Genomic DNA, 20740 nt, shown 5'->3' with positions numbered 1-20740 from the left:
ACCGATTTGCATCGGATAAATTGGGCGGCATCCAGCCATTCGTGGCCCGGGCTCGCCCCCAACTCTGCAGAGGCTTTCCATGAAGACCCTTGATTCGACTCCCCGCGCCGACGGTTTCCACATGCCCGCCGAGTGGGCGCCACAGACCCAGGTGTGGATGGTGTGGCCGGAGCGTCCGGACAACTGGCGCCAGGGCGGCAAGCCCGCGCAGGCGGCCCATGTGACCCTGGCCAAGGCCATCGCCCGCTTCGAGCCGGTCACCGTGGCGGTGTCGGCTGGGCAGTACGGCAACGCCCGTCGTCAGCTCGAACTGCCGAACATCCGTGTGGTGGAAATGAGCAGCGACGATGCCTGGGTGCGCGACACCGGCCCGACCTTCGTCATCGACGACCATGGCGAAGTGCGTGGGGTCGACTGGGGCTTCAACGCCTGGGGTGGCTTTGACGGCGGTCTGTACGCGCCGTGGAACCGTGACGAAGAGCTGGCCGCCAAAGTCATGGAAATGGAGCGTTGCCAGCGCTATCACACCGAAGGCTTCGTGCTCGAGGGCGGCTCGATCCATGTCGATGGCGAGGGCACGCTGATCACCACCGAGGAATGCCTGCTCAATCGCAACCGCAACCCGCACCTGAGCCGCGAGCAGATCGAAGAGGTCCTGCGCGAGCAGTTGGCGGTGCAGACCATCGTCTGGTTGCCCGATGGGCTTTACAACGACGAGACCGACGGCCACGTCGACAATTTCTGCTGTTACGTGCGTCCAGGCGAAGTGTTACTGGCCTGGACCGATGATTCCAATGACCCCAACCATGCCCGTTGCCACGCCGCCTACGAGGTGCTGAAGAACACCCGCGATGCCAAAGGGCGCGAGTTCGTGGTGCACAAGATGCCCATTCCTGGACCGCTTTATGCCACCGAAGAAGAATGCGCCGGCGTCGACCAGGTCGCCGGCAGCCAGCCGCGCGATCCCTCGGTGCGCCTGGCCGGATCCTACGTGAACTTCCTGATCGTCAACGGCGGCATCATCGCACCCAGCTTCGACGATCCAGCCGACGCCCGCGCCAGAGCGATCCTCACCGAGCTGTTCCCCGACCACGAGGTGGTGATGATCCCCGGCCGCGAGCTGCTGTTGGGTGGCGGCAATATCCACTGCCTGACCCAGCAGCAGCCAGCGCCGGTCAAGCGCTGAGCCGGCCTCCACCCTGCCAGGCAGGGTGCTGATCGAGCGTCGCTCGCGATGATCGACCAGCACCCTGGCACAGCTCTTGTATCGCATTCAGCCGGATGGTTCAGGCAGGGGGCCACACCCCCGTTCTGTAACATTCACCCGGTAGTTTGGCCGCTCACGCCTCCAGGGAGTACGTGTCGAAATGAATGCAGCAAGTGAGTCGGCTATGTCCCCCGTGGCGATCGATCACGAATCGCTCAAGGTGTTGGCGCAGTGGTTGAAGCACCATGGAAGCCTCCGGGTCAGGAAGACCGATCCACGCCGCCTTCTGGATGCGCGATACCCGCAGGGATTGCTCAGCGACGCAGAGCTCGACGCGCTCGCCGCTGTCTGGCACTGACCGCCAGCCCGGTATCGCGACGGCAAACGCCACCGTTCACACGGTGGCGTTTGTTTTTCAGCCGGCCAGTTCCGTGGCCTCGTCCTCTTCGAAACCGCGCATCGCCCGCCCGACCAGCAAGGGGTCGGGGGCATGGGCGACGCTGTGGTCCTTGTCCGGATAGTCCAGGGCATGGAGGAAGTGGCGGATGCAGTTGAGTCGGGCGCGCTTCTTGTCGTCGGACTTGATCACGGTCCAGGGCGCATCGGCGGTGTCGGTGTGGAAGAACATGGCTTCCTTGGCCGCGGTGTAGTCGTCCCACTTGTCCAGCGACTTGATGTCGATGGGCGACAGCTTCCAGTGCTTGAGCGGATCGTCACGGCGCGAGATGAAACGGCGCAGCTGCTCTTCGCGGTTGACCGAGAACCAATATTTGAACAGCAGGATGCCGCTGTTGCACAGCATGCGTTCGAGGTCGGGGGCCTGGCGCATGAACTCCAGGTATTGCAGCGGCGAGCAGAAGTCCATCACCCGCTCGACGCCGGCGCGGTTGTACCAGGAGCGGTCGAAGAACACCATTTCCCCGGCGGTGGGCAGGTGCTGGATGTAGCGCTGGAAGTACCACTGGCCCTTTTCCTGTTCCGAAGGCTTTTCCAGCGCCACGATGCGTGCGCCGCGTGGGTTGAGGTGTTCCATGAAGCGCTTGATGGTGCCGCCTTTGCCGGCCGCGTCGCGTCCCTCGAACAACACCACGATGCGCTGGCCGGTGTCCTTGGCCCAGCTTTGTACCTTGAGCAGCTCGATCTGCAGCGCGTGCTTGGCCTTTTCGTACTCCTGGCGGCGCATCCGGGTGGCGTAGGGATAGCTGGCCGGCAGGCGGGCGCTGGTGCTGTCTTCGTTGCTGCCCTTGCGGGCGGTGGCCACTTCCAGTGCGGCAGGCTGTTGGCTGATGCGGGTGATGGTCGCTTCGGGCTTGCGCTTGCGGGCGCGAGCCGTGCGCGCGGGTGTGGGCGTGGCAGAGGCGGTGGGGAGGGGAAGAGGTGCGTCGTCGCTCATGGAGATCCTTGCGGGAATCGGGGGTCCATGGCGTAGCTTAAGGGGATGCGGAGGATGGCGGTTTGACATTGATCAAGCCCGGCAGCCAAATCCCAGGCAACAAAAAACCCGCACTGGGCGGGTTTCTTGTGTCGCTTCGGGTAACTTTGCAACCACCCGATGCTTAATGGTGGTGCCCAGAGACGGAGTCGAACCGCCGACACGAGGATTTTCAATCCTCTGCTCTACCGACTGAGCTATCTGGGCGACGGGGCGAATTAAAAAGGTTTTCAGATCTTGCGTCAACGACTTTTTGAAAAAATTTTAAATTAATTCCGTCGCTTACGGCCGTTGCCTGTTTTTTGTACAGACATGGGCCGTGCTCGGGCTCAGGCGCTCGGTGGCACGTAGCCTTCAGCCTGGGCGTAGTCCTCGCCGGCGAAGAACTTGTCCATCTCGGCCTGGAGGAACTTGCGGTCCTCGCCGTTCATCATGTTCAGGCGCTTCTCGTTGATCAGCATGGTCTGGTGCTTCTGCCACTCGTCCCAGGCCTTCTGCGAGATGTGTTCGTAGATGTCCTGGCCCTTGGCGCCCGGGTAGGGCGGGCGCGGCAGGCCGGGCAGTTCTTCGTTGTACTTGCGGCACTTCACGGTGCGGGTCATCGGGACTCTCCTGCAATCAATGCGTCGGCCGCGCGGGCCAGCAGTTTCTTCACTGGGGCGGCGAGGCCCAGGCGCGGCGGGGTGGCGAGGTTATACCAGAGCCAGTCGGGCTCGGCCACGTGCGGTCCGAGCGAGTCCACGCGGACCAGCCAGGGTTCGATTGCCAGTTGGAAATGGCTGAAGGTATGGGTCAGGCCTTGCAGCGCCTGGCGTTCGGTCATGCGCAGGCCATGCTGGTAGGTGAGGTCGTCGAGCTGCTCCAGGCTGTCCAGCTCCGGCAGGCTCCACAGACCGCCCCACAGGCCGCTGGAGGGGCGGCGGTAGAGCAGGATGGCGCCTTCGTGGTTGGTCAGCAGCGGCATCAGCGCCCGGCGCTGGGGCAGGGCTTTGCGCGGCTTGGGCTCGGGGTAGCGCTTTTCCTCGCCCAGCAGGTGCGCTTCGCAGCCGCGCTGTAGCGGGCAGATCAGGCAACTGGGCTTGGAGCGGGTGCACAGCGTGGCACCCAGGTCCATCATCGCCTGGGTGTAGTCGTTGACCCGCGTCGTCGGCGTGAAGCGCTCGGCCGCCATCCACAGGGCATTGGCGACCTTTGGCTCGCCGGGGTAGCCGCCTTGCGCGGTGAACCGCGCCAGCACGCGCTTGACGTTGCCGTCGAGGATCGGCGCGCGAAGGCCCATGCTGATACTGGCGATGGCACCGGCGGTGGAGCGGCCGATGCCGGGCAGTTCGGTGAGCTGGGCGACGCTGCGCGGGAATTCGCCCGCGTGCTCGGCGACGACGATCTGCGCCGCCTTCTGCAGGTTGCGCGCACGGGTGTAGTACCCCAGGCCTGTCCACAGGTGCAGCACTTCGTCTTCGGGCGCCTCGGCCAGCGCCTGCACGGTCGGCAGCGCCTGCATGAAACGGTCGAAGTAGTTGAGCACTGTGCTCACCTGGGTCTGCTGCAACATGATTTCCGACACCCACACCCGGTACGGGGTGATGCCCTGTTGCCAGGGCAGGTCGTGGCGGCCGTGCTGGTCGAACCACTCCAGCACGGCGCTGGAGAACTGCTGGGGGCTCATCGTTTGAACAGCCCCTTGAGCGCGTCCTTCAATTCCGGGCTGACCTTGTCGCCGAGCTTTTCATCGAGCTTCTCGTCGATCTTGTCTTTCAGGCGATTGCCGGCCAGCTTGGCGGCGACCTTGCCCAGGCCGTCCTTGTCCAGGCGGCAGGCCTTGGCGCCCAGCTCCAGCGGGCCGCGGCAGCGCAGCGGCAGCTCGACGCCGACGTAGCGCTCGTTGACCTGGCAGGCCGGGTCGGGCATGGCCCGCTGATCGCCCTCGACCAGTACGCCGATGCCGTAGTCCATGCCCAGCACGCGCAGGTCCACGTCGCCATGGCCGTTGACGGTCAGGCCTGGGATGCGCACCTTCAGGTCCGGGTTGCTGGCCACGCCGTTGCGCACCACCAAGGTGCCGCGCAGCTCCTGGAACGGCGTGTCCTTGGCCCGTGGCTCGCCGCTGAGCTGCTTGCGGTTGAGGGTGGCGATGGCCTGACACAGCTGCTGTTCGAGGTTGGCGTTGACCAGCACGCCATCGGTGATGGTGAAGCTGGCATTGCCATTGAGCGTATCGACCAGCGCTTTCTGGCTGTTGCCGCTGGCAGTGAGGTCGCTGGACAGGGTCAGCAGGCCTTTGACCGGCGGGGCCTGATCTGGCGTGTCGCGTTTGATGAAGTGTTCGACCGGTACGCGGGTGATCTGCGTGTTGACGCCCAGTTGCGGCACGGCCGGACGCACATCGACCGTGCCCTTGGCCTCGAAGCTGCCGTTGTACAGGCCGCCGCGCAGGGTCTGCAGGGTCAGCAGGCCGCCTTGGCCGGAGGCTTGCAGGTGAGCGTCGGTGATCGGCAGCTTGTCCAGGGTCAGGGCGCCGAACGACAGGTCGGCTTGCAGGTCCAGGGCACGCAGGCGATCGACCGGCAGCAGCTTGTCGGTGCTCCAGGCCACTTGGGTGGGTGCGCTCGGCAGCGGCGTGGAGCCGGCCCCGGCGACTGCCGTGGCTTCCTGCTGCTGCACCTCGGCCTGACGCGCGGCCTTGGCACCTTTGGCCTGCTCGCTCTTGGCCGGCAGGTAGCGGTCGGCGTCGAACTTGTCGCCCTTGAGCTGCACGCGCAGCGCCTGCTTGGCGAAGTCTTCGATGGCGACGCGGCCGGTGAAGCTGCTGTCATCGAGTTTCACCGCCAGGTCTGGCAGGGCGATGGCGGTTGGCGAACCTTCCAGGCGGGTGACCAGTTCGAGCTTGGCGAAGGCGTTCGCATCGGCGGTGGCCGGCAGCGGATGGCCGATGCCGTCGAGGAAGGTGCGCAGGTTGAACTGGGCGATGGACAGCGCGCCGCTGATCTGCGGGGTGCTGCTCAGGTCGCGCAGATTCAGCTCGCCGAGTGCACGCAACTGGTTGGCCGAGACCTTGAGGCCAGTCCAGGAGGCGACGTCGGCGCCCAGGTCGGCCAGTACCTGGCCCTGGGCGGCGAAGGTCACGGTCTTGCCGGCGGTTGGCTCGCCCGAGGTTTCGCCGGACAAGCGCATGTCTTCGAGGCTATAGCGCTTGAGCTTGCGATCAAAGCGCAGATCGCCGACCAGCTCGGTGCGCGCCTTGATGTTCGGTTCGCTGGCGCTGACGAAGGCACTGGCTTTGATCGGTGTGCTGACGCCGTCATGCACGGGACCGGTGCTCAGTTGGATGCTTTCGGCGCCATAGCTCCTGCCGCTCTGCTCGTCGGTGAACTGCACTCGGGCGTTGTTCACGGTGAGGCTGTCGATGTCCAGCTTCACGGCGCGTTCGTTGGCATCGCCCTTGGCTGGCGCGGGCGCTTCGCTCGGCTCGGCTGGGGCCGTTGGGGCGCTGGCGTTCTGCTCGGGCAGCGGCTTGCCGATGTCCTCCCAGTTGCCGTGGCCGTGCGGGTCGCGCACCAGGGTCAGGTTCAGGCCTTCGACGCGCACGTCGCTCATCTGCACCTCGCGGCGCAGCAGCGGCAGGACGCGCACCGACAAGCCGAGCATCTGCAGGTCGGCGAACGGCTGCTTGGGGTTGTTCAGCGTGGCGATGCTCGCCTCATGCAGTTCCAGGCCCAGCCAGGGGAACAGGCTCCAGCCGATGTCACCGTTGAGGGTCAGCTCGACGTGGGCCTTCTTGCGGGCCAGCTCGCGGATTTCGTCTTTGTAGTCGTTGGGATCGAAGAGGTGGGTCAGGGCGAAGCCCAGCGCCACGATGATCAGCAACAACCCGAGAAGTCCAAGCCCCAGGATTTTGCCGAACGCTTTCATGGGCGAGTCCTTGTAGTCCGATGGATGAATTCGAGCGCCAGAGTATAGCGCCGTGCGCGCCGCTTCTGAGTAACTGACGCGCGATAGGGGGCGTTTGCCATGAAAGGGCTTCGACAGCGTCGCCCGACACAGTTCCGTTCGAAGACTGCCCAGCCTGATCGGACGCAAACGCTTGCGCACGAAATCACGGGGCGAGCAGATTTATGAAAAATAATGATGTCAGTTTGATCTCGCCGTCACTTTATGCTGGTAACCTTGCGCCGCTTCCGGAGTGTCCGCGACCGATTGTCGCGGGGCAATGATGCCGAAAACGGCGCGTAATTCGCCTTGTGTGCCGCGAAACGCCAGGGAAACGATCCGTAAGCACTGACAATTCATATAAGGATCGAATCCATGACTAGCAGCAACACGACAGGGGCGGCGCCAGGCTTCCTGTCCAAGGAGCGCATCATCGCCCGCCCGGGCTTCAACCGCTGGCTGGTACCCCCGGCGGCATTGGCTATCCACCTGTGCATCGGCATGGCCTACGGCTTCTCGGTGTTCTGGCTGCCGCTGTCGCAAGCCATCGGCATCACCGCACCAGTGGCCTGCTCGCCCGACCTGGGCTTCATCGCCCGTCTGTTCAGCGCCGACTGCGACTGGCAGATCTCGATGCTGAGCTGGATCTACACCCTGTTCTTCGTCTTCCTCGGCTGCTCGGCCGCCGTGCTCGGCGGCTGGCTGGAACATGCCGGTCCGCGCAAGGCTGGCCTGGTCTCGGCGCTGTGCTGGTGTGGCGGCCTGGTGATCTCGGCCATCGGCATCAAGACCCATCAACTGTGGATGATGTGGCTGGGGTCGGGTGTGATCGGCGGTATCGGCCTGGGGCTGGGCTACATTTCGCCGGTTTCGACCCTGATCAAGTGGTTCCCGGACAAGCGCGGCATGGCCACCGGCATGGCGATCATGGGCTTCGGCGGCGGCGCGATGGTGGGTGCACCGCTGGCCACGGCGCTGATGGGGCACTTCGCCAACGGCCAGGAAGTGGGCGTGTGGCAGAGCTTCATCGCCATGGCGGCCATCTATTTCGTGTTCATGACCGCAGGCGCCCTGGCTTACCGGGTGCCGCCGACCGGCTGGAAACCCGAGGGCTGGACGCCGCCGGCGAAGAAAGCCAACGCCATGGTCACCGACCGTCACGTGCACGTCAGCGTGGCCTGGAAAACCCCGCAGTTCGCCCTGGTGTGGCTGGTGCTGTGCCTGAACGTGTCGGCCGGTATCGGCATCCTCGGCATGGCTTCGCCTCTGCTGCAGGAAGTGTTCGGCGGCAAGTTGCTGGGCAACGACCTGAGCTTCAGTGAGCTCAATGCCGCGCAACTGGCGCAGATCGCCGCCATCGCCGCGGGCTTCACCGGCTTGCTGAGCCTGTTCAACATTGGCGGACGCTTCTTCTGGGCGTCGTTCTCCGACTACATCGGGCGCAAGAACACCTACTTCGCCTTCTTCGCCCTGGGCGTGGGCCTGTACACGCTGGTGCCGAACATGGGCCACATCGGTAACGTCGCGCTGTTCGTGGCGGCGTTCTGCATCATCCTGTCGATGTACGGCGGCGGTTTCTCGACCGTTCCGGCCTACCTGGCCGACCTGTTCGGCACGCAGATGGTCGGCGCGATCCACGGCCGCCTGCTCACCGCCTGGGCGGCGGCCGGCGTGCTCGGCCCGGTGCTGATCACCTACCTGCGTGAAGCGCAGTTGGCGGCCGGCGTGCCACGCGCCGCTGCCTACGACATGACCTTGTACATCCTCGCCGGCCTGCTGGTGCTGGGCTTCATCTGCAACCTGCTGGTGCGTCCGGTGGCCGACAAGTACTTCATGACCGATGCCGAGCTGGCCGCCGAGCGCGCGCTGAGCCACGACAAAGGCGCCGACGGGGCCAAGTCGCTGGAATGGCACGCCGCGCCGGGCAGCCTGCCGCTGGTGCTGCTGGCCTGGGCGGTGGTGGTGATTCCACTGGCCTGGGGCGTGTGGGTCACCTTGCAGAAGACGGCGGTGCTGTTCCACTGAGGCCGATGACAGCCGGCTGATGGCTGGCTGCGATGGCCCTATCGCGGGGCAAGCCCGCTCCCACAGGTTCTGCACTGTGGGGGCGGGCTTGCCCCGCGATGCATTTACGGCGTCGCCACACGTCATCCGCGTTTCAAGCCGGCGCGTTCTGGGCCTATAATGCAGCCCTTTTCGCCCAATGATTTTGCGGAGCTGGTGATGGTCGAACGTAAGGCTTCCGTCGAGCGCAATACCCTGGAAACCCAGGTCAAGGCCTCGATCAACCTGGATGGCAGCGGCAAGGCCCGATTCGATATCGGCGTGCCTTTCCTTGAACACATGCTCGACCAGATCGCCCGGCACGGGCTGATCGATCTGGACATCGAATGCAAGGGCGACCTGCATATCGACGATCACCACACCGTCGAAGACGTCGGCATCACCCTCGGCCAGGCGTTCGCCAAGGCCGTCGGCGACAAGAAGGGCATCTTCCGCTATGGCCATGCCTACGTGCCGCTGGACGAAGCGCTGTCGCGCGTGGTCATCGACTTCTCCGGCCGCCCGGGCCTGCAGATGCACGTGCCGTTCACCCGCGCTTCGGTCGGCGGTTTCGATGTGGACCTGTTCCAGGAGTTCTTCCAGGGCTTCGTCAACCACGCGCTGGTCACCCTGCACATCGACACGATCCGCGGGCACAACACCCACCACCAGATCGAAACCGTGTTCAAGGCCTTCGGCCGCGCCTTGCGCATGGCCGTGACGCTCGACGAGCGCATGGCCGGTCAGATGCCTTCGACCAAGGGATGCCTGTGATGCAGACCGTCGCCGTCATCGACTATGGCATGGGCAACCTGCACTCGGTGGCCAAGGCCCTCGAGCACGTGGGCGCCGGCAAGGTGCTGGTCACCAGCGACGCGGCGGTGATCCGCGAGGCTGACCGCGTGGTATTCCCCGGCGTGGGTGCGATCCGCGACTGCATGGCCGAAATCCGCCGCCTGGGCTTCGACGCCCTGGTGCGTGAAGTCAGCCAGGACCGTCCGTTTCTCGGCATCTGCGTGGGCATGCAGGCGCTGCTCGAACACAGTGAGGAAAACGAAGGCGTCGATTGCATCGGCCTGTTCCCTGGCCAGGTGCGGTTCTTCGGCAAGGGCCTGGAGGAAGACGGCGAGCACCTGAAGGTGCCGCACATGGGCTGGAACGAAGTCAGCCAGTGCGTCGACCATCCGCTGTGGCACGACGTGCCGGACCGCGCGCGTTTCTACTTCGTGCACAGCTACTACATCCAGGCCGGCAAGCCGGGCCAGGTGGTCGGTCGTGGCCATTACGGTGTCGACTTCGCCGCCGCACTGGCCGACGGCTCGCGCTTCGCCGTGCAGTTCCACCCGGAAAAAAGCCACACCCATGGCCTGCAATTGCTGCAGAACTTCGTGGCCTGGGACGGGCGCTGGTAAACCCACAGCTTCAAGCTTCGAGCTGCAAGCGCCCAGCAGGAGCGCGCAGCTCGAACAACCGCGTGCAAGCTTGTCGCTTGAGGCTTGCAGCTTGTGAATTTTGAGGAACACACATGCTGATCATCCCCGCTATCGATCTGAAGGACGGTGCCTGCGTGCGCCTGCGTCAAGGCCGCATGGAAGACTCCACGGTGTTCTCCGATGACCCGGTGAGCATGGCTGCCAAATGGGTCGAGGGTGGCTGCCGCCGCCTGCACCTGGTCGACCTCAACGGCGCCTTCGAAGGCCAGCCGGTCAATGGCGAGGTGGTCACTGCCATCGCCAAGCGTTATCCGACCCTGCCGATCCAGATCGGCGGCGGTATCCGTTCGCTGGAAACCATCGAGCATTACGTCAGGGCCGGTGTCAGCTACGTGATCATCGGCACCAAGGCGGTCAAGCAGCCCGAGTTCGTCGCCGAGGCCTGCAAGGCCTTCCCCGGCAAGGTCATCGTCGGCCTGGATGCCAAGGACGGCTTCGTCGCCACCGACGGCTGGGCCGAGGTCAGTTCGGTGCAGGTCATCGACCTGGCCAAGCGTTTCGAGGCCGACGGCGTCTCGGCGATCGTCTACACCGACATCGCCAAGGACGGCATGATGCAGGGCTGCAACGTGCCCTTCACCAAGGCCCTGGCCGAAGCCACCTCGATCCCGGTGATCGCCTCGGGCGGTATCCACAACCTGGGTGACATCAAGGCCCTGCTGGACGCCAAGGCCCCCGGCATCATCGGCGCCATCACCGGCCGTGCCATCTACGAAGGCACTCTCGACGTCGCCCAGGCCCAGGGCTTCTGCGACAACTACTAAGAGCTGCAAGCTACAAGCGGCAAGCTGCAAGATGGAGAGCGCTATGCGAGCCGCTTGCAGCTTGAAGCTTGAAGCTTGCCGCTGCCTTCAGGAGGCTGACCCATGGCTTTAGCCAAACGCATCATCCCTTGCCTGGACGTGGACAACGGCCGGGTGGTCAAGGGCGTCAAGTTCGAGAACATCCGTGATGCCGGCGATCCGGTGGAGATCGCCCGGCGCTACAACGAGCAGGGCGCCGACGAGATCACCTTCCTCGACATCACCGCCAGCGTCGATGGTCGCGACACCACGCTGCACACCGTCGAGCGCATGGCCAGCCAAGTGTTCATCCCCCTGACCGTCGGCGGTGGCGTGCGCAGCGTGCAGGACATCCGCAACCTGCTCAACGCCGGGGCCGACAAGGTGTCGATCAACACCGCTGCGGTCTTCAACCCGGAGTTCGTCGGGGAAGCGGCCGATCGCTTCGGCTCGCAGTGCATCGTCGTCGCCATCGACGCCAAGAAAGTCTCGGGCCCCGGCGAAGTGCCGCGCTGGGAGATCTTCACCCACGGCGGGCGCAAGCCGACCGGGCTCGATGCCGTGGAATGGGCGAAGAAAATGGAAGCGCTGGGGGCGGGGGAGATCCTGCTGACCAGCATGGATCAGGACGGCATGAAGAACGGCTTCGACCTGGGCGTGACCCGTGCCATCAGCGATGCGCTGGGCATTCCGGTGATCGCATCGGGTGGTGTAGGCAACCTGCAGCACTTGGCCGACGGCATTCTGGAAGGGCATGCCAGCGCGGTGCTGGCGGCGAGTATCTTCCACTTCGGCGAGTACACGGTGCCGGAGGCCAAGGCCTACATGGCTTCGCGCGGGATCGTGGTGCGCTGATTCAGTGAAGCGGGCCGCCAGGCGGCCCAATCGCGGGGCACGCCCGCCCCCTGGGGCGGGGGGGAGGGGGCTTGCCCCGCGATGGCTTCAACCGTGGTTCTTGCCCAGCAACGCGTGGTACAGCTCGGTGTCGCCGAGGATGCCGACCACCTTGTCGTTCTCCTGCAACACCAGCTTGTTGCCCGTGTGATAGCGGATCTGCAGCGCCTCGCGCATGCCGATGTCGGCATGCACCAGGGTCGGCCTGCGACCGAGGCTTTCCACGTCCTGACCCGGTGCCCAGTTCTGCAAGTCCAGCCCGTTCTGCCCCTGACGTGCACGTTGCAGCGAACCGCCTTCGCCCAGGTCCAGCCACGAATCGCCGCTGGGGTCCAGGCACACCGAACCGTTGATCCGCTTGCAGTCGTTGACGCTGCGCATCAGGCTGCGGCCGCACAGCACGTTGAGTGGGTTGGTGTGGGCGACGAAGGTGCGCACGTACTCGTCGGCCGGGTTGAGCACGATTTCTTCGGGCTTGCTGTACTGGATGATCCGACCGTCCTTCATGATCGCGATACGGCTGCCCAGTTTCAGCGCCTCGTCCAGGTCGTGGCTGACGAAGACGATGGTCTTGCTCAGCTTGCGCTGCAACTCCAGCAGTTCATCCTGCAGACCTTGGCGGATCAGCGGGTCGAGTGCCGAGAAAGGTTCGTCCATCAGCAGGATGTCGGCATCCATCGCCAGTGCCCGGGCCAGGCCCACGCGCTGCTGCATGCCGCCGGACAGTTCGTCGGGCTTCTTGTTGCGCCACTGGGTCAGGCCCACCAGCTCGAGTTTCTCGTCCACCAGCTTGCGCCGCTCCTTCTCGGGGCGGCCCTGCATTTCCAGGCCAAAGCTGATGTTCTCGCGCACCGTCAGCCAGGGCATCAGGGCGAACTTCTGGAACACCATGGCGATGCGCTTGGTGCGCATCATCTTCAGTTCCGCCGGGGTGCAGTGGGCAATGTCGATGTGCTTGCCTTCGTGCTCGACGAACAGCTTGCCGCGGCTGACGGTGTTCAGGCCGTTGATGCAGCGCAGCAGGCTCGACTTGCCCGAACCGGACAGGCCCATCAGCACGCAGATCTCGCCCTTCTGGATGTCCAGGTTGGCTTTTTCCACGCCGACCACCAGGCCGGTCTGCTTGAGGATCTGCTCGCGGGTCTTGCCTTCGTCGAGCAGCGCCAGCGCTTCGCGCGGCTTGGTGGAGAAGATGACATCGACATCTTCGAAGCGAATGATGCTCATGCTTCACTCCTTGCCGGCTGTTCCGGTTGCTTGCAGATACGGTCGAGCATGATCGCCAACAGCACGATCGCCAGGCCCGCTTCGAAGCCGAGCGAGATGTCGGCGGTGTTGAGTGCGTTGACCACAGGCTTGCCCAGGCCATCGGCGCCGACCAGCGCGGCGATCACCACCATCGACAGCGACAGCATGATGCACTGGGTGACCCCGGCGGCGATGCTGGGCATGGCGTGGGGCAGTTCGATGCGCGTGAGCAACTGGCGGCGCGAGCAGCCAAAGGCCTTGCCGGCGTCCATCAGCTCCTGCGGTACGTCGCAGATGCCCAGGTAGGTCAGGCGAATCGGCGCGGCGATGGCGAAGACCACGGTGGAGATCAGGCCGGGCACCACGCCCAGGCCGAACAGGGTCAGGGTCGGGATCAGGTAGACGAAGGTGGGGACGGTCTGCATCAGGTCCAGCACCGGACGCATGGCGGTGTAGAACATCGGCTTGTGCGCGGCGACGATGCCCAGCGGCACACCGATGGCCACGCAGACCACCGTGGCGAAACTGACCTGGGCGAGGGTCTCCATGGTTTCCTGCCAGTAGCCCAGGTTGAGGATCAGCAGGAACGACACCGCGACGAACACGGTCAGCGCCACTTTTCGCTGAATCAGGTGCGCCAGGGCGGCGAAAATGGCGATGAGCACGAGTGGATTGAACCAGGTCAGCGTACTGGTGACGCCGTGGATCATGAACTCCAGCCCTTGGGCGATGGCATCGAAGTAGTTGGCGCCATGTTGGGTCAACCACTCGACGAATGAGGCCATGTACTGCCCCAAAGGTATTTTCTGATCGATAAGCATGATAGCGAGCTTCCACCTGCAAAGATTGAAATCAGTCCGGGACGTCACGGTGGCGTCCCGAGGTAGTGCCTAATGGCCGTTGGCGACCATTACTGCTACTGCGTATTTCATTGTTATTGCGTGAGCTTGGCCTTGGCCGCCTCCAGGCCCGGTTTGCCATCCACGGTGGTCACGCCCGCGAGCCAGGCATCCAGCTTGCCAGGGTTGTCCTTGATGAAGCGCTTGGCGGCGGCGTCGGGTTTCATCTTTTCGTCCAGGACATAGCCCATCATGGTGCTCTCGTCCTTGAGATCGAACACCAGGTTCTTCAGCAACTGGCCGACGTTGCTGCACTGCTCGGTGTAGCCTTTGCGGGTGTTGGTGTAGACGGTGGCCTTGCCGAAGTCGGGACCGAAATAGGCATCGCCGCCGGTCAGGTACTGCATCTTGAAGCGGGTATTCATCGGGTGGGGTTCCCAGCCGAGGAAGACGATGGCCTCGTTCTTGCGCTGGTCCTTGTCGACCTGGCTGAGCATGCCCGCTTCGCTGGACTGGACGATCTTGAAACCGGCGTCCTTCAGGCCGAAGGCGTTGTCGTCGATCATCTTCTGGATGGTGCGGTTGCCATCGTTACCCGGCTCGATGCCGTAGATCTTGCCGCCCAGTTCCTGCTTGAACTTGGCGATGTCGCTGAAATCCTTCAGGCCCTTGTCGTACAGGTACTGCGGCACGGCCAGGGTGTACTTGGCGTTTTCCAGGTTGGCGCGCACGGTCTCGACGGTACCGGCGTCGCGGTACGCCTTGATGTCGTTTTCCATGGTCGGCATCCAGTTGCCGAGAAACACGTCCAGGTCTCTGCCGTTGGCCAGCGACTTGTAGGTCACCGGTACCGAGATCATGGTGGTGTGGGTCTTGTAGCCCAGCGCCTCGAGGACGGCGCTGGTGGTGGCGGTGGTCACGGTGATGTCGGTCCAGCCGACGTCGGAAAAGCGAACCGTCTGACATTGCTCGGGTTCGGCGGCCTGGGCCAGCAGCGGGGCTGCGAGCAACGCGGCCAGTAACAGCGAGGGCGAAGCGTTCATGGGTGGACTCCTGTGATTTTTTCTTCGGGTTCGCGCAGTACGCCAGTCCTTTCTCGGGGGCTGATCGTCCGGGCCTGCAGAGGGCAGGTTGCGAGGCCGTGCAATACGAGTCGCTTTCGATAATCCACCAGCGTTCGGCAATCGCCTACTGGTGGAGTCGTAACCAGTGCAGGACAGGTCGCATCCAGTACGGGCAATGTCGTTTACGGATTTTTCCCTCCCCGAGGCCGTGCAATTGCGTCATTGGCTCGCCTGAAAGCGGCCAGACAGTGGCCATCCCCACAGGGCGCTGCCGGACAAAATCAGGTCGGTTGCAGACGGCGAAGGCTGGGTTAAAACCCCGATCATGCGTGCATTCGCGGCACCCGCCGCCCTCAGCCTAGCAGCTGGCTGCGCCGCCACCTGGCGCGCAGGAACAAGCCCATCAAGAGGTGATTCGACAATGGCCATCAGCGTGTTCGACCTGTTCAAGATCGGTGTCGGGCCTTCCAGCTCGCATACCGTCGGCCCCATGCGCGCCGCCGCGCTGTTCGTCCAGGGGCTGCGTGAGCGCGGCGAACTGGAGCAGGTGAGACGCGTCGAGGTGCGCCTGTACGGCTCGCTGTCGGCCACCGGTATCGGCCATGGCACCGACAACGCCACGATCATGGGGCTGATGGGCGAATGGCCCGACTCCATCGACCCGACCCAGATCACCCCGCGTATCGCCGACCTGCGCGCAACCGGCACGCTGTTGCTGGACAACCGCCTGCCCATCGACTTCGTCTGGGCCCGCGACATGCTGCTGCTCGACGAGAACCTGCCGTATCACCCCAACGCCATGACCCTGGTCGCCGAGGGCACCGCCGGTGAGCTGCACCGCGACACCTACTACTCGGTCGGCGGCGGCTTCGTGGTCGATGCGCAGCAGGCCGCCAGTGGCGTGCTGGATGCCGACCAGACCGTGCTGCCCTACGATTTCAACAGCGCCGCCGAGCTGCTCCGGCTGTGCAAGCAAAACGACATGCGCGTGTCGCAATTAATGATGGAGAACGAAAAGGTCTGGCGCAGCGAGGCGGAGATTCGCGCCGGTCTGCTCAAGCTGTGGCAAGCCATGCAGGAATGCGTGAACAACGGCCTGAAGTACGAAGGCACGCTGCCCGGTGGGCTCAACGTGCGGCGCCGTGCGGCCAAGCTGCACCGCAGTCTGCAAGAGATCGGCAAGCCCAACGTGATCGGCTCGACCATGAGCGCCATGGAGTGGGTCAACCTGTTCGCCCTGGCGGTCAATGAAGAAAATGCCGCCGGTGGGCGGATGGTCACCGCGCCGACCAACGGTGCGGCAGGCATCATTCCGGCGGTGCTGCACTACTACATGCGCTTCTCCGACGCGGTGGACGAGTCCAACGTGGTGGACTTCTTCCTGGGGGCGGCGGCGGTGGGCATCCTGTGCAAGAAGAACGCCTCGATCTCCGGCGCCGAAGTGGGCTGCCAGGGCGAGGTCGGTTCGGCGTGCGCCATGGCCGCCGCTGGGCTTGCCGACGTGCTCGGCGCCACCCCGGCGCAACTGGAGAACGCCGCCGAGATCGCCCTGGAGCACAACCTCGGGCTGACCTGCGACCCGGTCGGCGGTCTGGTCCAGGTGCCCTGCATCGAGCGCAACGCCATCGCGGCGGTGAAAGCCATCAACGCCGTGCAGATGGCCCTGCGCGGTGACGGCGAGCACTTCATCTCCCTCGATCACGTGATCCGCACCATGCGCGACACCGGCGCCGACATGCACGACAAGTACAAGGAAACCTCGCGCGGCGGTCTGGCCGTCAACGCCGTCGAGTGCTGATGCGCCGATCTGGCCCTTTTCTGGCCGCTGTGCTGCATCGTTGTGCAGCGGCCAACGCGACCGACCGTCGGCTGTCGCTATCGAGCGTGTCATTGTCGGTGACACTCATGGATGTCGCTTCTGAGCAACCTTCCCACAAGTGCTACCGAATTGCTCAGCCGTCACACGCAGAGGCGCTGGCGCGCTGCTTTGCGTTCTATGACCACCTCTTACAGAAAGGCCCTACAAGACGCACGGTAACGTCGTTTTTAGGTTTTTTTGGATAGCCGTTCAATTTCAGGCACGGCGTTTGCGTGGAGTTGGGTATAGCCCCCGCACAAGGATAGGGGGCAATAACAAGAAAACGGTGCCCGCCTGAGGCACACCCTGCATTTGTGTGAGGAGAAATCGCGATGACGTCGTACACCTCCGGGCCAACCCAGAACCGCACAGCTCCACAGTCCATCGGGTTTCTCCTTCTGGACAACTTCACCCTCATTTCCCTGGCGTCGGCGGTCGAGCCGCTGCGCATGGCCAACCAACTGTCCGGGCGCGAGCTGTATCGCTGGCACACCCTGACCGTGGATGGCGGACAGGTCTGGGCCAGCGACGGTCTGCAGATCACCCCCGATGCGCCGATGCACAGCGCGCCGGCCATCGACACGGTGATCGTCTGTGGCGGCGTTGGCATCCAGCGCGCCGTCACCCGTGAACACGTGACCTGGCTGCAGGCCCAGGCCCGCCAGTCGCGCCGTCTGGGCGCGGTCTGCACCGGCAGTTGGGCGCTGGCCTGTGCCGGTCTGCTCGATGGCTTCGACTGCAGCGTGCACTGGGAATGTCTGGCCGCGATGCAGGAAGCCTTCCCGCGGGTCAACATGAGCACGCGCCTGTTCACCCTCGACCGTAACCGCTTCACCAGCTCCGGCGGCACCGCGCCGCTGGACATGATGCTGCACCTGATCAGCCGCGACCACGGCCGTGAGCTGTCGGCAGCCATCTCCGAAATGTTCGTCTACGAGCGCATTCGCAACGAGCAGGATCACCAGCGCGTGCCGCTCAAGCACATGCTCGGCACCAACCAGCCAAAGCTTCAGGAAATCGTCGCGCTGATGGAGGCCAACCTCGAGGAGCCGATCGACCTGGACGAGCTGGCGGTGTACGTCAACGTGTCGCGTCGTCAGCTCGAGCGCCTGTTCCAGAAGTACCTGCACTGCTCGCCGTCGCGCTACTACCTGAAGCTGCGACTGATCCGGGCGCGGCAACTGCTCAAGCAGACGCCGATGTCGATCATCGAAGTGGCGTCGGTGTGCGGCTTCGTCTCCACGCCGCACTTCTCCAAGTGCTACCGCGAATACTTCGGCATTCCGCCGCGTGACGAGCGCGTCGGTTCCAACACCGCGCAGCAGGTGGCGATGATGCCGATTCCGCAGGCCATGGCGCTGTCGCCGCACAGCGGCCCGATGGCGGCGCTGAGCCAGGCGCGCAACGAGTCGACCTTTGCCAGTGTGAGGCTCTGAGCGGGCGCAGGTCTTATCGCGGATGATGTGCCGCGTCGATAAGGCCTGCGCCGAGCGCGCGGCTAGCCGCGCTGACTGAACTGCGCCAGCGCCGGCAGTAACTGCTTGTCGATGGCCTGGCGCACGGCCGGCAGGATCGTCGCGCTGCCGGTGTACATCTGCTCCACCATCCCCTTGAGCGCGCGTGCGTTGGGCTCGGTCAGCCCACGCACCGCCGCTTCGCAGGCTTGCTCGGCGCTGGCGCCGGCAGGAATCTCGAACCCGCGTGCGCGCAGGTGGCCCAGCAGGTCGTCCTGATCGATCAAATCGGCATGCATCATGGTGAAGGTCCTTGTCTGCGGTCAGTGATGACCGATTCTGTGACCACCACGACAGGCCCGCAAGCACCGCGCGTGGCGATGGCTGCCATGACTAAGAACAGGTCGTTTCCGGCTAAATCCATCCCCGTGGAAGTCAGCACACTGGACTCATTCACGGCACCGAGGGTTTGGTCACCCTCACTCTGGCACAGTGGATGTTGCTCGCTCTCTGCCCCGGATGCTCACGGCTTCCGGGGCTTTTTTTGTGTCGCAGTCGGCTGGCGTCACTCTGGCTATAGTCGAGCTTAAGCATTAGGATGACCAATAATAGAGTCGATGGCAGTTTGCTATCATTTTGAGATTATCCGTTGCTTGATGATTTCAATCGCATCAAGTTAGACGACATAGGGTATCCGTAATGTTGAAAACTCTTTCCTTGAAGGGGGTCGGGCCGGCGGAAGTTTTTGGTCCGGTCGAGTTTGCGCCTAGATTGAATTTCATTACGGGTGACAATGGGTTGGGTAAGAGCTTTTTGCTTGATACGGCCTGGTGGGTACTCACGCGTACTTGGGCTCGCGGCGTGGCGATGCCACAACGTGATCATCCACATCCCAGTATTGCATTCACCTTCAGCAAAGTGACGGCGGGTGACAAATCGGGCGAGGTAGAGTTTAAAAATGGTGCCTGGCCACAGCCCAAGGCTCGACCTCCCATACCCGGTGTGGTCATCTATGCTGGGGTGGATGGAAGTTTCTCCGCTTGGGATCCTGAGCGAAATTATTGGACGGATAAAGACTCTAGTTCAGACGAGAAAATTAGAGCGTTCAACTTCAATCCTGATCAGGTGTGGTACGGCGCTCGCTCGGCACAAGGCACCAATATTTGTAACGGTTTAATTTCTGACTGGGTCACCTGGCAGCTTGAGCAGGATCCAGCGTTCGATGAACTGTGCAATGTGTTGAATGCATTGTCACCCTCGGGTGTCGAGAAGATCCTGCCTGGTAAACCGCGCAAATTGATAGGACCGGATCAAACTCGCTATCCACATTTGAAAATGCCTTATGGTCAAGATGTGCCGTTGATTCACGCGTCGGCGGGTATGCGTAGGATCGCCGCGTTGGCTTACATGCTCGTATGGACTTGGAATGCCCATAAGGAAGCCAGTCGAGATCGTCGAAGTAAGCCCGCTAAGGAAATCATTTTTCTGATCGATGAGGTTGAGTGCCATCTTCACCCGCAATGGCAACGGCGGATAATTCCTGCGTTGTTGAACGTCATGCGCGTCATGACGGGCGAGGAGGTGGCCGTCCAGTTGATTGTTGCTACTCATTCACCGCTGGTACTTGCGTCCTCAGAACCCGATTTCGATGAAGACCGTGATGCGGTTTTCAATATTCAACTCGAATGCGGTAAGGCTGTTGTAACTAAGGAGGTTTGGGCGAAGCAAGGGGATGTCGTGAATTGGCTGGTGTCAGACGCATTTGGTCTCGCGCAGGCTCGCTCCGTCGAAGCTGAACAGGCCATTGAAATCGCGGAAGCGTGGATGCGTGGTGAACACGGTGGACTGCCTCGGAATCTGGATAATGCTCAAAAAATCCATGACGAACTGGTTCGCGTCTTGCCGGGAGGTGATCATTTCTGGCCTCGCTGGATCGGTAGTATGCATGTTAAATCCGTTGTGGATGGGGGCGTCCAATGATTCCGGTCATTGCGGTTGAAGAACCAGATGGTTTTGATGAGGCGTGTCGCAAGGCGGGTACTACCTGGCTTCAAAATAACCCCAATGCCAAGCGCCCACGCGATTTTTGGTCTCCATTCAGGTTGAAGCTGGCAGAGGCATTCAAGGACCGCTGTGGGTTTGGCGCGATGTGGATTTCCAGCGGCACCGTCGATCACTTCATGAGTTGCCATGAGGATAAAAATCTTGTCTATGAGTGGTCAAACTATCGATATGTCGAAGGGTGGCTGAATAGCTCCAAAAGCAAGAAAAGGCTGCGGAGTTGCTGGATCCCTTCTCCGTCGCTGATGGGTGGTTCGAGATCGTGTTGCCTTCAATGCAGATGGTTGTAAGTCAATGTATTCCGGAACCGTTTCGTGCTTTGGCGGAGCGCACTTTGACATTGCTACCGCTCCGCGACGACGAGCGTATATTGCGAACCCGACGTCAGTGGTTGGAAGCATACGAGAAGGGCATGCCTTTGGAGGTGCTTCGCGAGAA

Annotated in this window: 18 protein-coding genes and 1 tRNA gene; 10 read left to right on the top strand and 9 right to left on the bottom strand. The window is 63.1% G+C overall.

Translation table 11 applies throughout. The features are described from left to right. Positions 1-79: 79 nt before the first annotated feature. Both aguA and Q7C30_RS09810 read left to right on the top strand, forming a co-directional pair. Positions 80-1186, top strand: coding sequence for an agmatine deiminase (gene aguA / locus Q7C30_RS09815; protein WP_317871387.1), 1107 nt, complete (start codon positions 80-82; stop codon positions 1184-1186). A gap of 181 nt (positions 1187-1367) precedes the next feature. Beyond that, the gene (locus Q7C30_RS09810) at positions 1368-1565 is read left to right on the top strand and encodes a hypothetical protein (RefSeq protein WP_029612828.1); all 198 of its coding nucleotides are present in this window, start codon (positions 1368-1370) and stop codon (positions 1563-1565) included. Positions 1566-1622: 57 nt separating this feature from the next. Here Q7C30_RS09810 and ppk2 read toward each other — a convergent pair whose 3' ends face one another. The 5 genes from ppk2 to Q7C30_RS09785 form a co-directional block, all read right to left on the bottom strand. Further along, on the bottom strand, positions 1623-2600 hold the full coding sequence (gene ppk2, locus Q7C30_RS09805; protein ID WP_317871386.1) for a polyphosphate kinase 2: 978 nt from the start codon (positions 2598-2600) through the stop codon (positions 1623-1625). A 170-nt stretch (positions 2601-2770) separates the two neighbouring features. Further along, a tRNA-Phe gene (locus tag Q7C30_RS09800) sits at positions 2771-2846 on the bottom strand. Positions 2847-2968: 122 nt separating this feature from the next. After that, complete coding sequence (locus tag Q7C30_RS09795; RefSeq protein ID WP_029612825.1) at positions 2969-3241, bottom strand: oxidative damage protection protein; 273 nt, start codon at positions 3239-3241, stop codon at positions 2969-2971. Continuing rightward, positions 3238-4305, bottom strand: coding sequence for an A/G-specific adenine glycosylase (gene mutY, locus Q7C30_RS09790; protein ID WP_317871385.1), 1068 nt, complete (start codon positions 4303-4305; stop codon positions 3238-3240). Before mutY ends, Q7C30_RS09795 begins: the two co-directional genes overlap by 4 nt. Beyond that, complete coding sequence (locus tag Q7C30_RS09785) at positions 4302-6548, bottom strand: AsmA family protein (protein ID WP_317871384.1); 2247 nt, start codon at positions 6546-6548, stop codon at positions 4302-4304. The genes mutY and Q7C30_RS09785 overlap by 4 nt, the downstream gene beginning before the upstream one ends. Before the next feature lie 393 nt (positions 6549-6941). On the opposite strand from Q7C30_RS09785, the gene Q7C30_RS09780 reads away from it, so the two are divergent. The 5 genes from Q7C30_RS09780 to hisF all read left to right on the top strand — a co-directional run bounded on the left by Q7C30_RS09780 (position 6942) and on the right by hisF (position 11739). Beyond that, positions 6942-8591, top strand: coding sequence for an OFA family MFS transporter (locus tag Q7C30_RS09780; RefSeq protein ID WP_039581349.1), 1650 nt, complete (start codon positions 6942-6944; stop codon positions 8589-8591). A 198-nt stretch (positions 8592-8789) separates the two neighbouring features. Beyond that, on the top strand, positions 8790-9383 hold the full coding sequence (gene hisB, locus Q7C30_RS09775; protein WP_039581346.1) for an imidazoleglycerol-phosphate dehydratase HisB: 594 nt from the start codon (positions 8790-8792) through the stop codon (positions 9381-9383). Next, a complete protein-coding gene (gene hisH / locus Q7C30_RS09770; protein WP_029612900.1) occupies positions 9383-10021 on the top strand; it encodes an imidazole glycerol phosphate synthase subunit HisH in 639 nt (212 codons plus the stop codon). The genes hisB and hisH overlap by 1 nt, the downstream gene beginning before the upstream one ends. 113 nt (positions 10022-10134) lie before the next feature. Further along, on the top strand, positions 10135-10866 hold the full coding sequence (hisA, locus tag Q7C30_RS09765; RefSeq protein ID WP_317871383.1) for a 1-(5-phosphoribosyl)-5-[(5-phosphoribosylamino)methylideneamino]imidazole-4-carboxamide isomerase: 732 nt from the start codon (positions 10135-10137) through the stop codon (positions 10864-10866). Between the two features lie 102 nt (positions 10867-10968). Beyond that, complete coding sequence (hisF, locus tag Q7C30_RS09760; protein ID WP_029612904.1) at positions 10969-11739, top strand: imidazole glycerol phosphate synthase subunit HisF; 771 nt, start codon at positions 10969-10971, stop codon at positions 11737-11739. Positions 11740-11826: 87 nt separating this feature from the next. On the opposite strand, the gene choV is transcribed toward hisF, so the two are convergent. The 3 genes from choV to Q7C30_RS09745 form a co-directional block, all read right to left on the bottom strand. Next, on the bottom strand, positions 11827-13005 hold the full coding sequence (gene choV, locus Q7C30_RS09755) for a choline ABC transporter ATP-binding protein (protein ID WP_029612905.1): 1179 nt from the start codon (positions 13003-13005) through the stop codon (positions 11827-11829). Continuing rightward, complete coding sequence (choW, locus tag Q7C30_RS09750; RefSeq protein WP_209435542.1) at positions 13002-13850, bottom strand: choline ABC transporter permease subunit; 849 nt, start codon at positions 13848-13850, stop codon at positions 13002-13004. The genes choV and choW overlap by 4 nt, the downstream gene beginning before the upstream one ends. Positions 13851-13960: 110 nt before the next feature. Further along, the gene (locus tag Q7C30_RS09745) at positions 13961-14908 is read right to left on the bottom strand and encodes a choline ABC transporter substrate-binding protein (RefSeq protein ID WP_317871382.1); all 948 of its coding nucleotides are present in this window, start codon (positions 14906-14908) and stop codon (positions 13961-13963) included. Between the two features lie 442 nt (positions 14909-15350). Between Q7C30_RS09745 and Q7C30_RS09740 the strand changes: the two genes are divergently transcribed. Then, positions 15351-16727, top strand: coding sequence for an L-serine ammonia-lyase (locus tag Q7C30_RS09740; RefSeq protein WP_317871381.1), 1377 nt, complete (start codon positions 15351-15353; stop codon positions 16725-16727). A gap of 392 nt (positions 16728-17119) precedes the next feature. Continuing rightward, complete coding sequence (locus Q7C30_RS09735; RefSeq protein WP_039581333.1) at positions 17120-18223, top strand: GlxA family transcriptional regulator; 1104 nt, start codon at positions 17120-17122, stop codon at positions 18221-18223. A 62-nt stretch (positions 18224-18285) separates the two neighbouring features. Here Q7C30_RS09735 and Q7C30_RS09730 read toward each other — a convergent pair whose 3' ends face one another. After that, positions 18286-18543, bottom strand: coding sequence for a hypothetical protein (locus Q7C30_RS09730; protein WP_029615122.1), 258 nt, complete (start codon positions 18541-18543; stop codon positions 18286-18288). A 397-nt stretch (positions 18544-18940) separates the two neighbouring features. Here Q7C30_RS09730 and Q7C30_RS09725 point away from each other — a divergent pair, with 397 nt between their 5' ends. After that, complete coding sequence (locus Q7C30_RS09725) at positions 18941-20221, top strand: ATP-binding protein (RefSeq protein WP_317871380.1); 1281 nt, start codon at positions 18941-18943, stop codon at positions 20219-20221. Positions 20222-20740 lie beyond the last annotated feature (519 nt).

It is taken from the genome of Pseudomonas sp. RAC1 (assembly GCF_030658255.1).
GTDB lineage: Bacteria > Pseudomonadota > Gammaproteobacteria > Pseudomonadales > Pseudomonadaceae > Aquipseudomonas > Aquipseudomonas boreofloridensis.
Note: the sequence above shows the minus strand (reverse complement) of the source record. Positions and strands in the feature narration are given on the sequence as shown.

What these genes read in the sequence shown, in the direction of transcription:
- aguA (WP_317871387.1), top strand. Translation starts at nt 80, where the DNA reads ATGAAGACCCTTGATTCGACTCCCCGCGCCGACGGTTTCCACATGCCC.
- Q7C30_RS09810 (WP_029612828.1), top strand. Translation starts at nt 1,368, where the DNA reads ATGAATGCAGCAAGTGAGTCGGCTATGTCCCCCGTGGCGATCGATCAC.
- ppk2 (WP_317871386.1), bottom strand. Translation starts at nt 2,600, where the DNA reads ATGAGCGACGACGCACCTCTTCCCCTCCCCACCGCCTCTGCCACGCCC.
- Q7C30_RS09795 (WP_029612825.1), bottom strand. Translation starts at nt 3,241, where the DNA reads ATGACCCGCACCGTGAAGTGCCGCAAGTACAACGAAGAACTGCCCGGC.
- mutY (WP_317871385.1), bottom strand. Translation starts at nt 4,305, where the DNA reads ATGAGCCCCCAGCAGTTCTCCAGCGCCGTGCTGGAGTGGTTCGACCAG.
- Q7C30_RS09785 (WP_317871384.1), bottom strand. Translation starts at nt 6,548, where the DNA reads ATGAAAGCGTTCGGCAAAATCCTGGGGCTTGGACTTCTCGGGTTGTTG.
- Q7C30_RS09780 (WP_039581349.1), top strand. Translation starts at nt 6,942, where the DNA reads ATGACTAGCAGCAACACGACAGGGGCGGCGCCAGGCTTCCTGTCCAAG.
- hisB (WP_039581346.1), top strand. Translation starts at nt 8,790, where the DNA reads ATGGTCGAACGTAAGGCTTCCGTCGAGCGCAATACCCTGGAAACCCAG.
- hisH (WP_029612900.1), top strand. Translation starts at nt 9,383, where the DNA reads ATGCAGACCGTCGCCGTCATCGACTATGGCATGGGCAACCTGCACTCG.
- hisA (WP_317871383.1), top strand. Translation starts at nt 10,135, where the DNA reads ATGCTGATCATCCCCGCTATCGATCTGAAGGACGGTGCCTGCGTGCGC.
- hisF (WP_029612904.1), top strand. Translation starts at nt 10,969, where the DNA reads ATGGCTTTAGCCAAACGCATCATCCCTTGCCTGGACGTGGACAACGGC.
- choV (WP_029612905.1), bottom strand. Translation starts at nt 13,005, where the DNA reads ATGAGCATCATTCGCTTCGAAGATGTCGATGTCATCTTCTCCACCAAG.
- Q7C30_RS09745 (WP_317871382.1), bottom strand. Translation starts at nt 14,908, where the DNA reads ATGAACGCTTCGCCCTCGCTGTTACTGGCCGCGTTGCTCGCAGCCCCG.
- Q7C30_RS09740 (WP_317871381.1), top strand. Translation starts at nt 15,351, where the DNA reads ATGGCCATCAGCGTGTTCGACCTGTTCAAGATCGGTGTCGGGCCTTCC.
- Q7C30_RS09735 (WP_039581333.1), top strand. Translation starts at nt 17,120, where the DNA reads ATGACGTCGTACACCTCCGGGCCAACCCAGAACCGCACAGCTCCACAG.
- Q7C30_RS09730 (WP_029615122.1), bottom strand. Translation starts at nt 18,543, where the DNA reads ATGATGCATGCCGATTTGATCGATCAGGACGACCTGCTGGGCCACCTG.
- Q7C30_RS09725 (WP_317871380.1), top strand. Translation starts at nt 18,941, where the DNA reads ATGTTGAAAACTCTTTCCTTGAAGGGGGTCGGGCCGGCGGAAGTTTTT.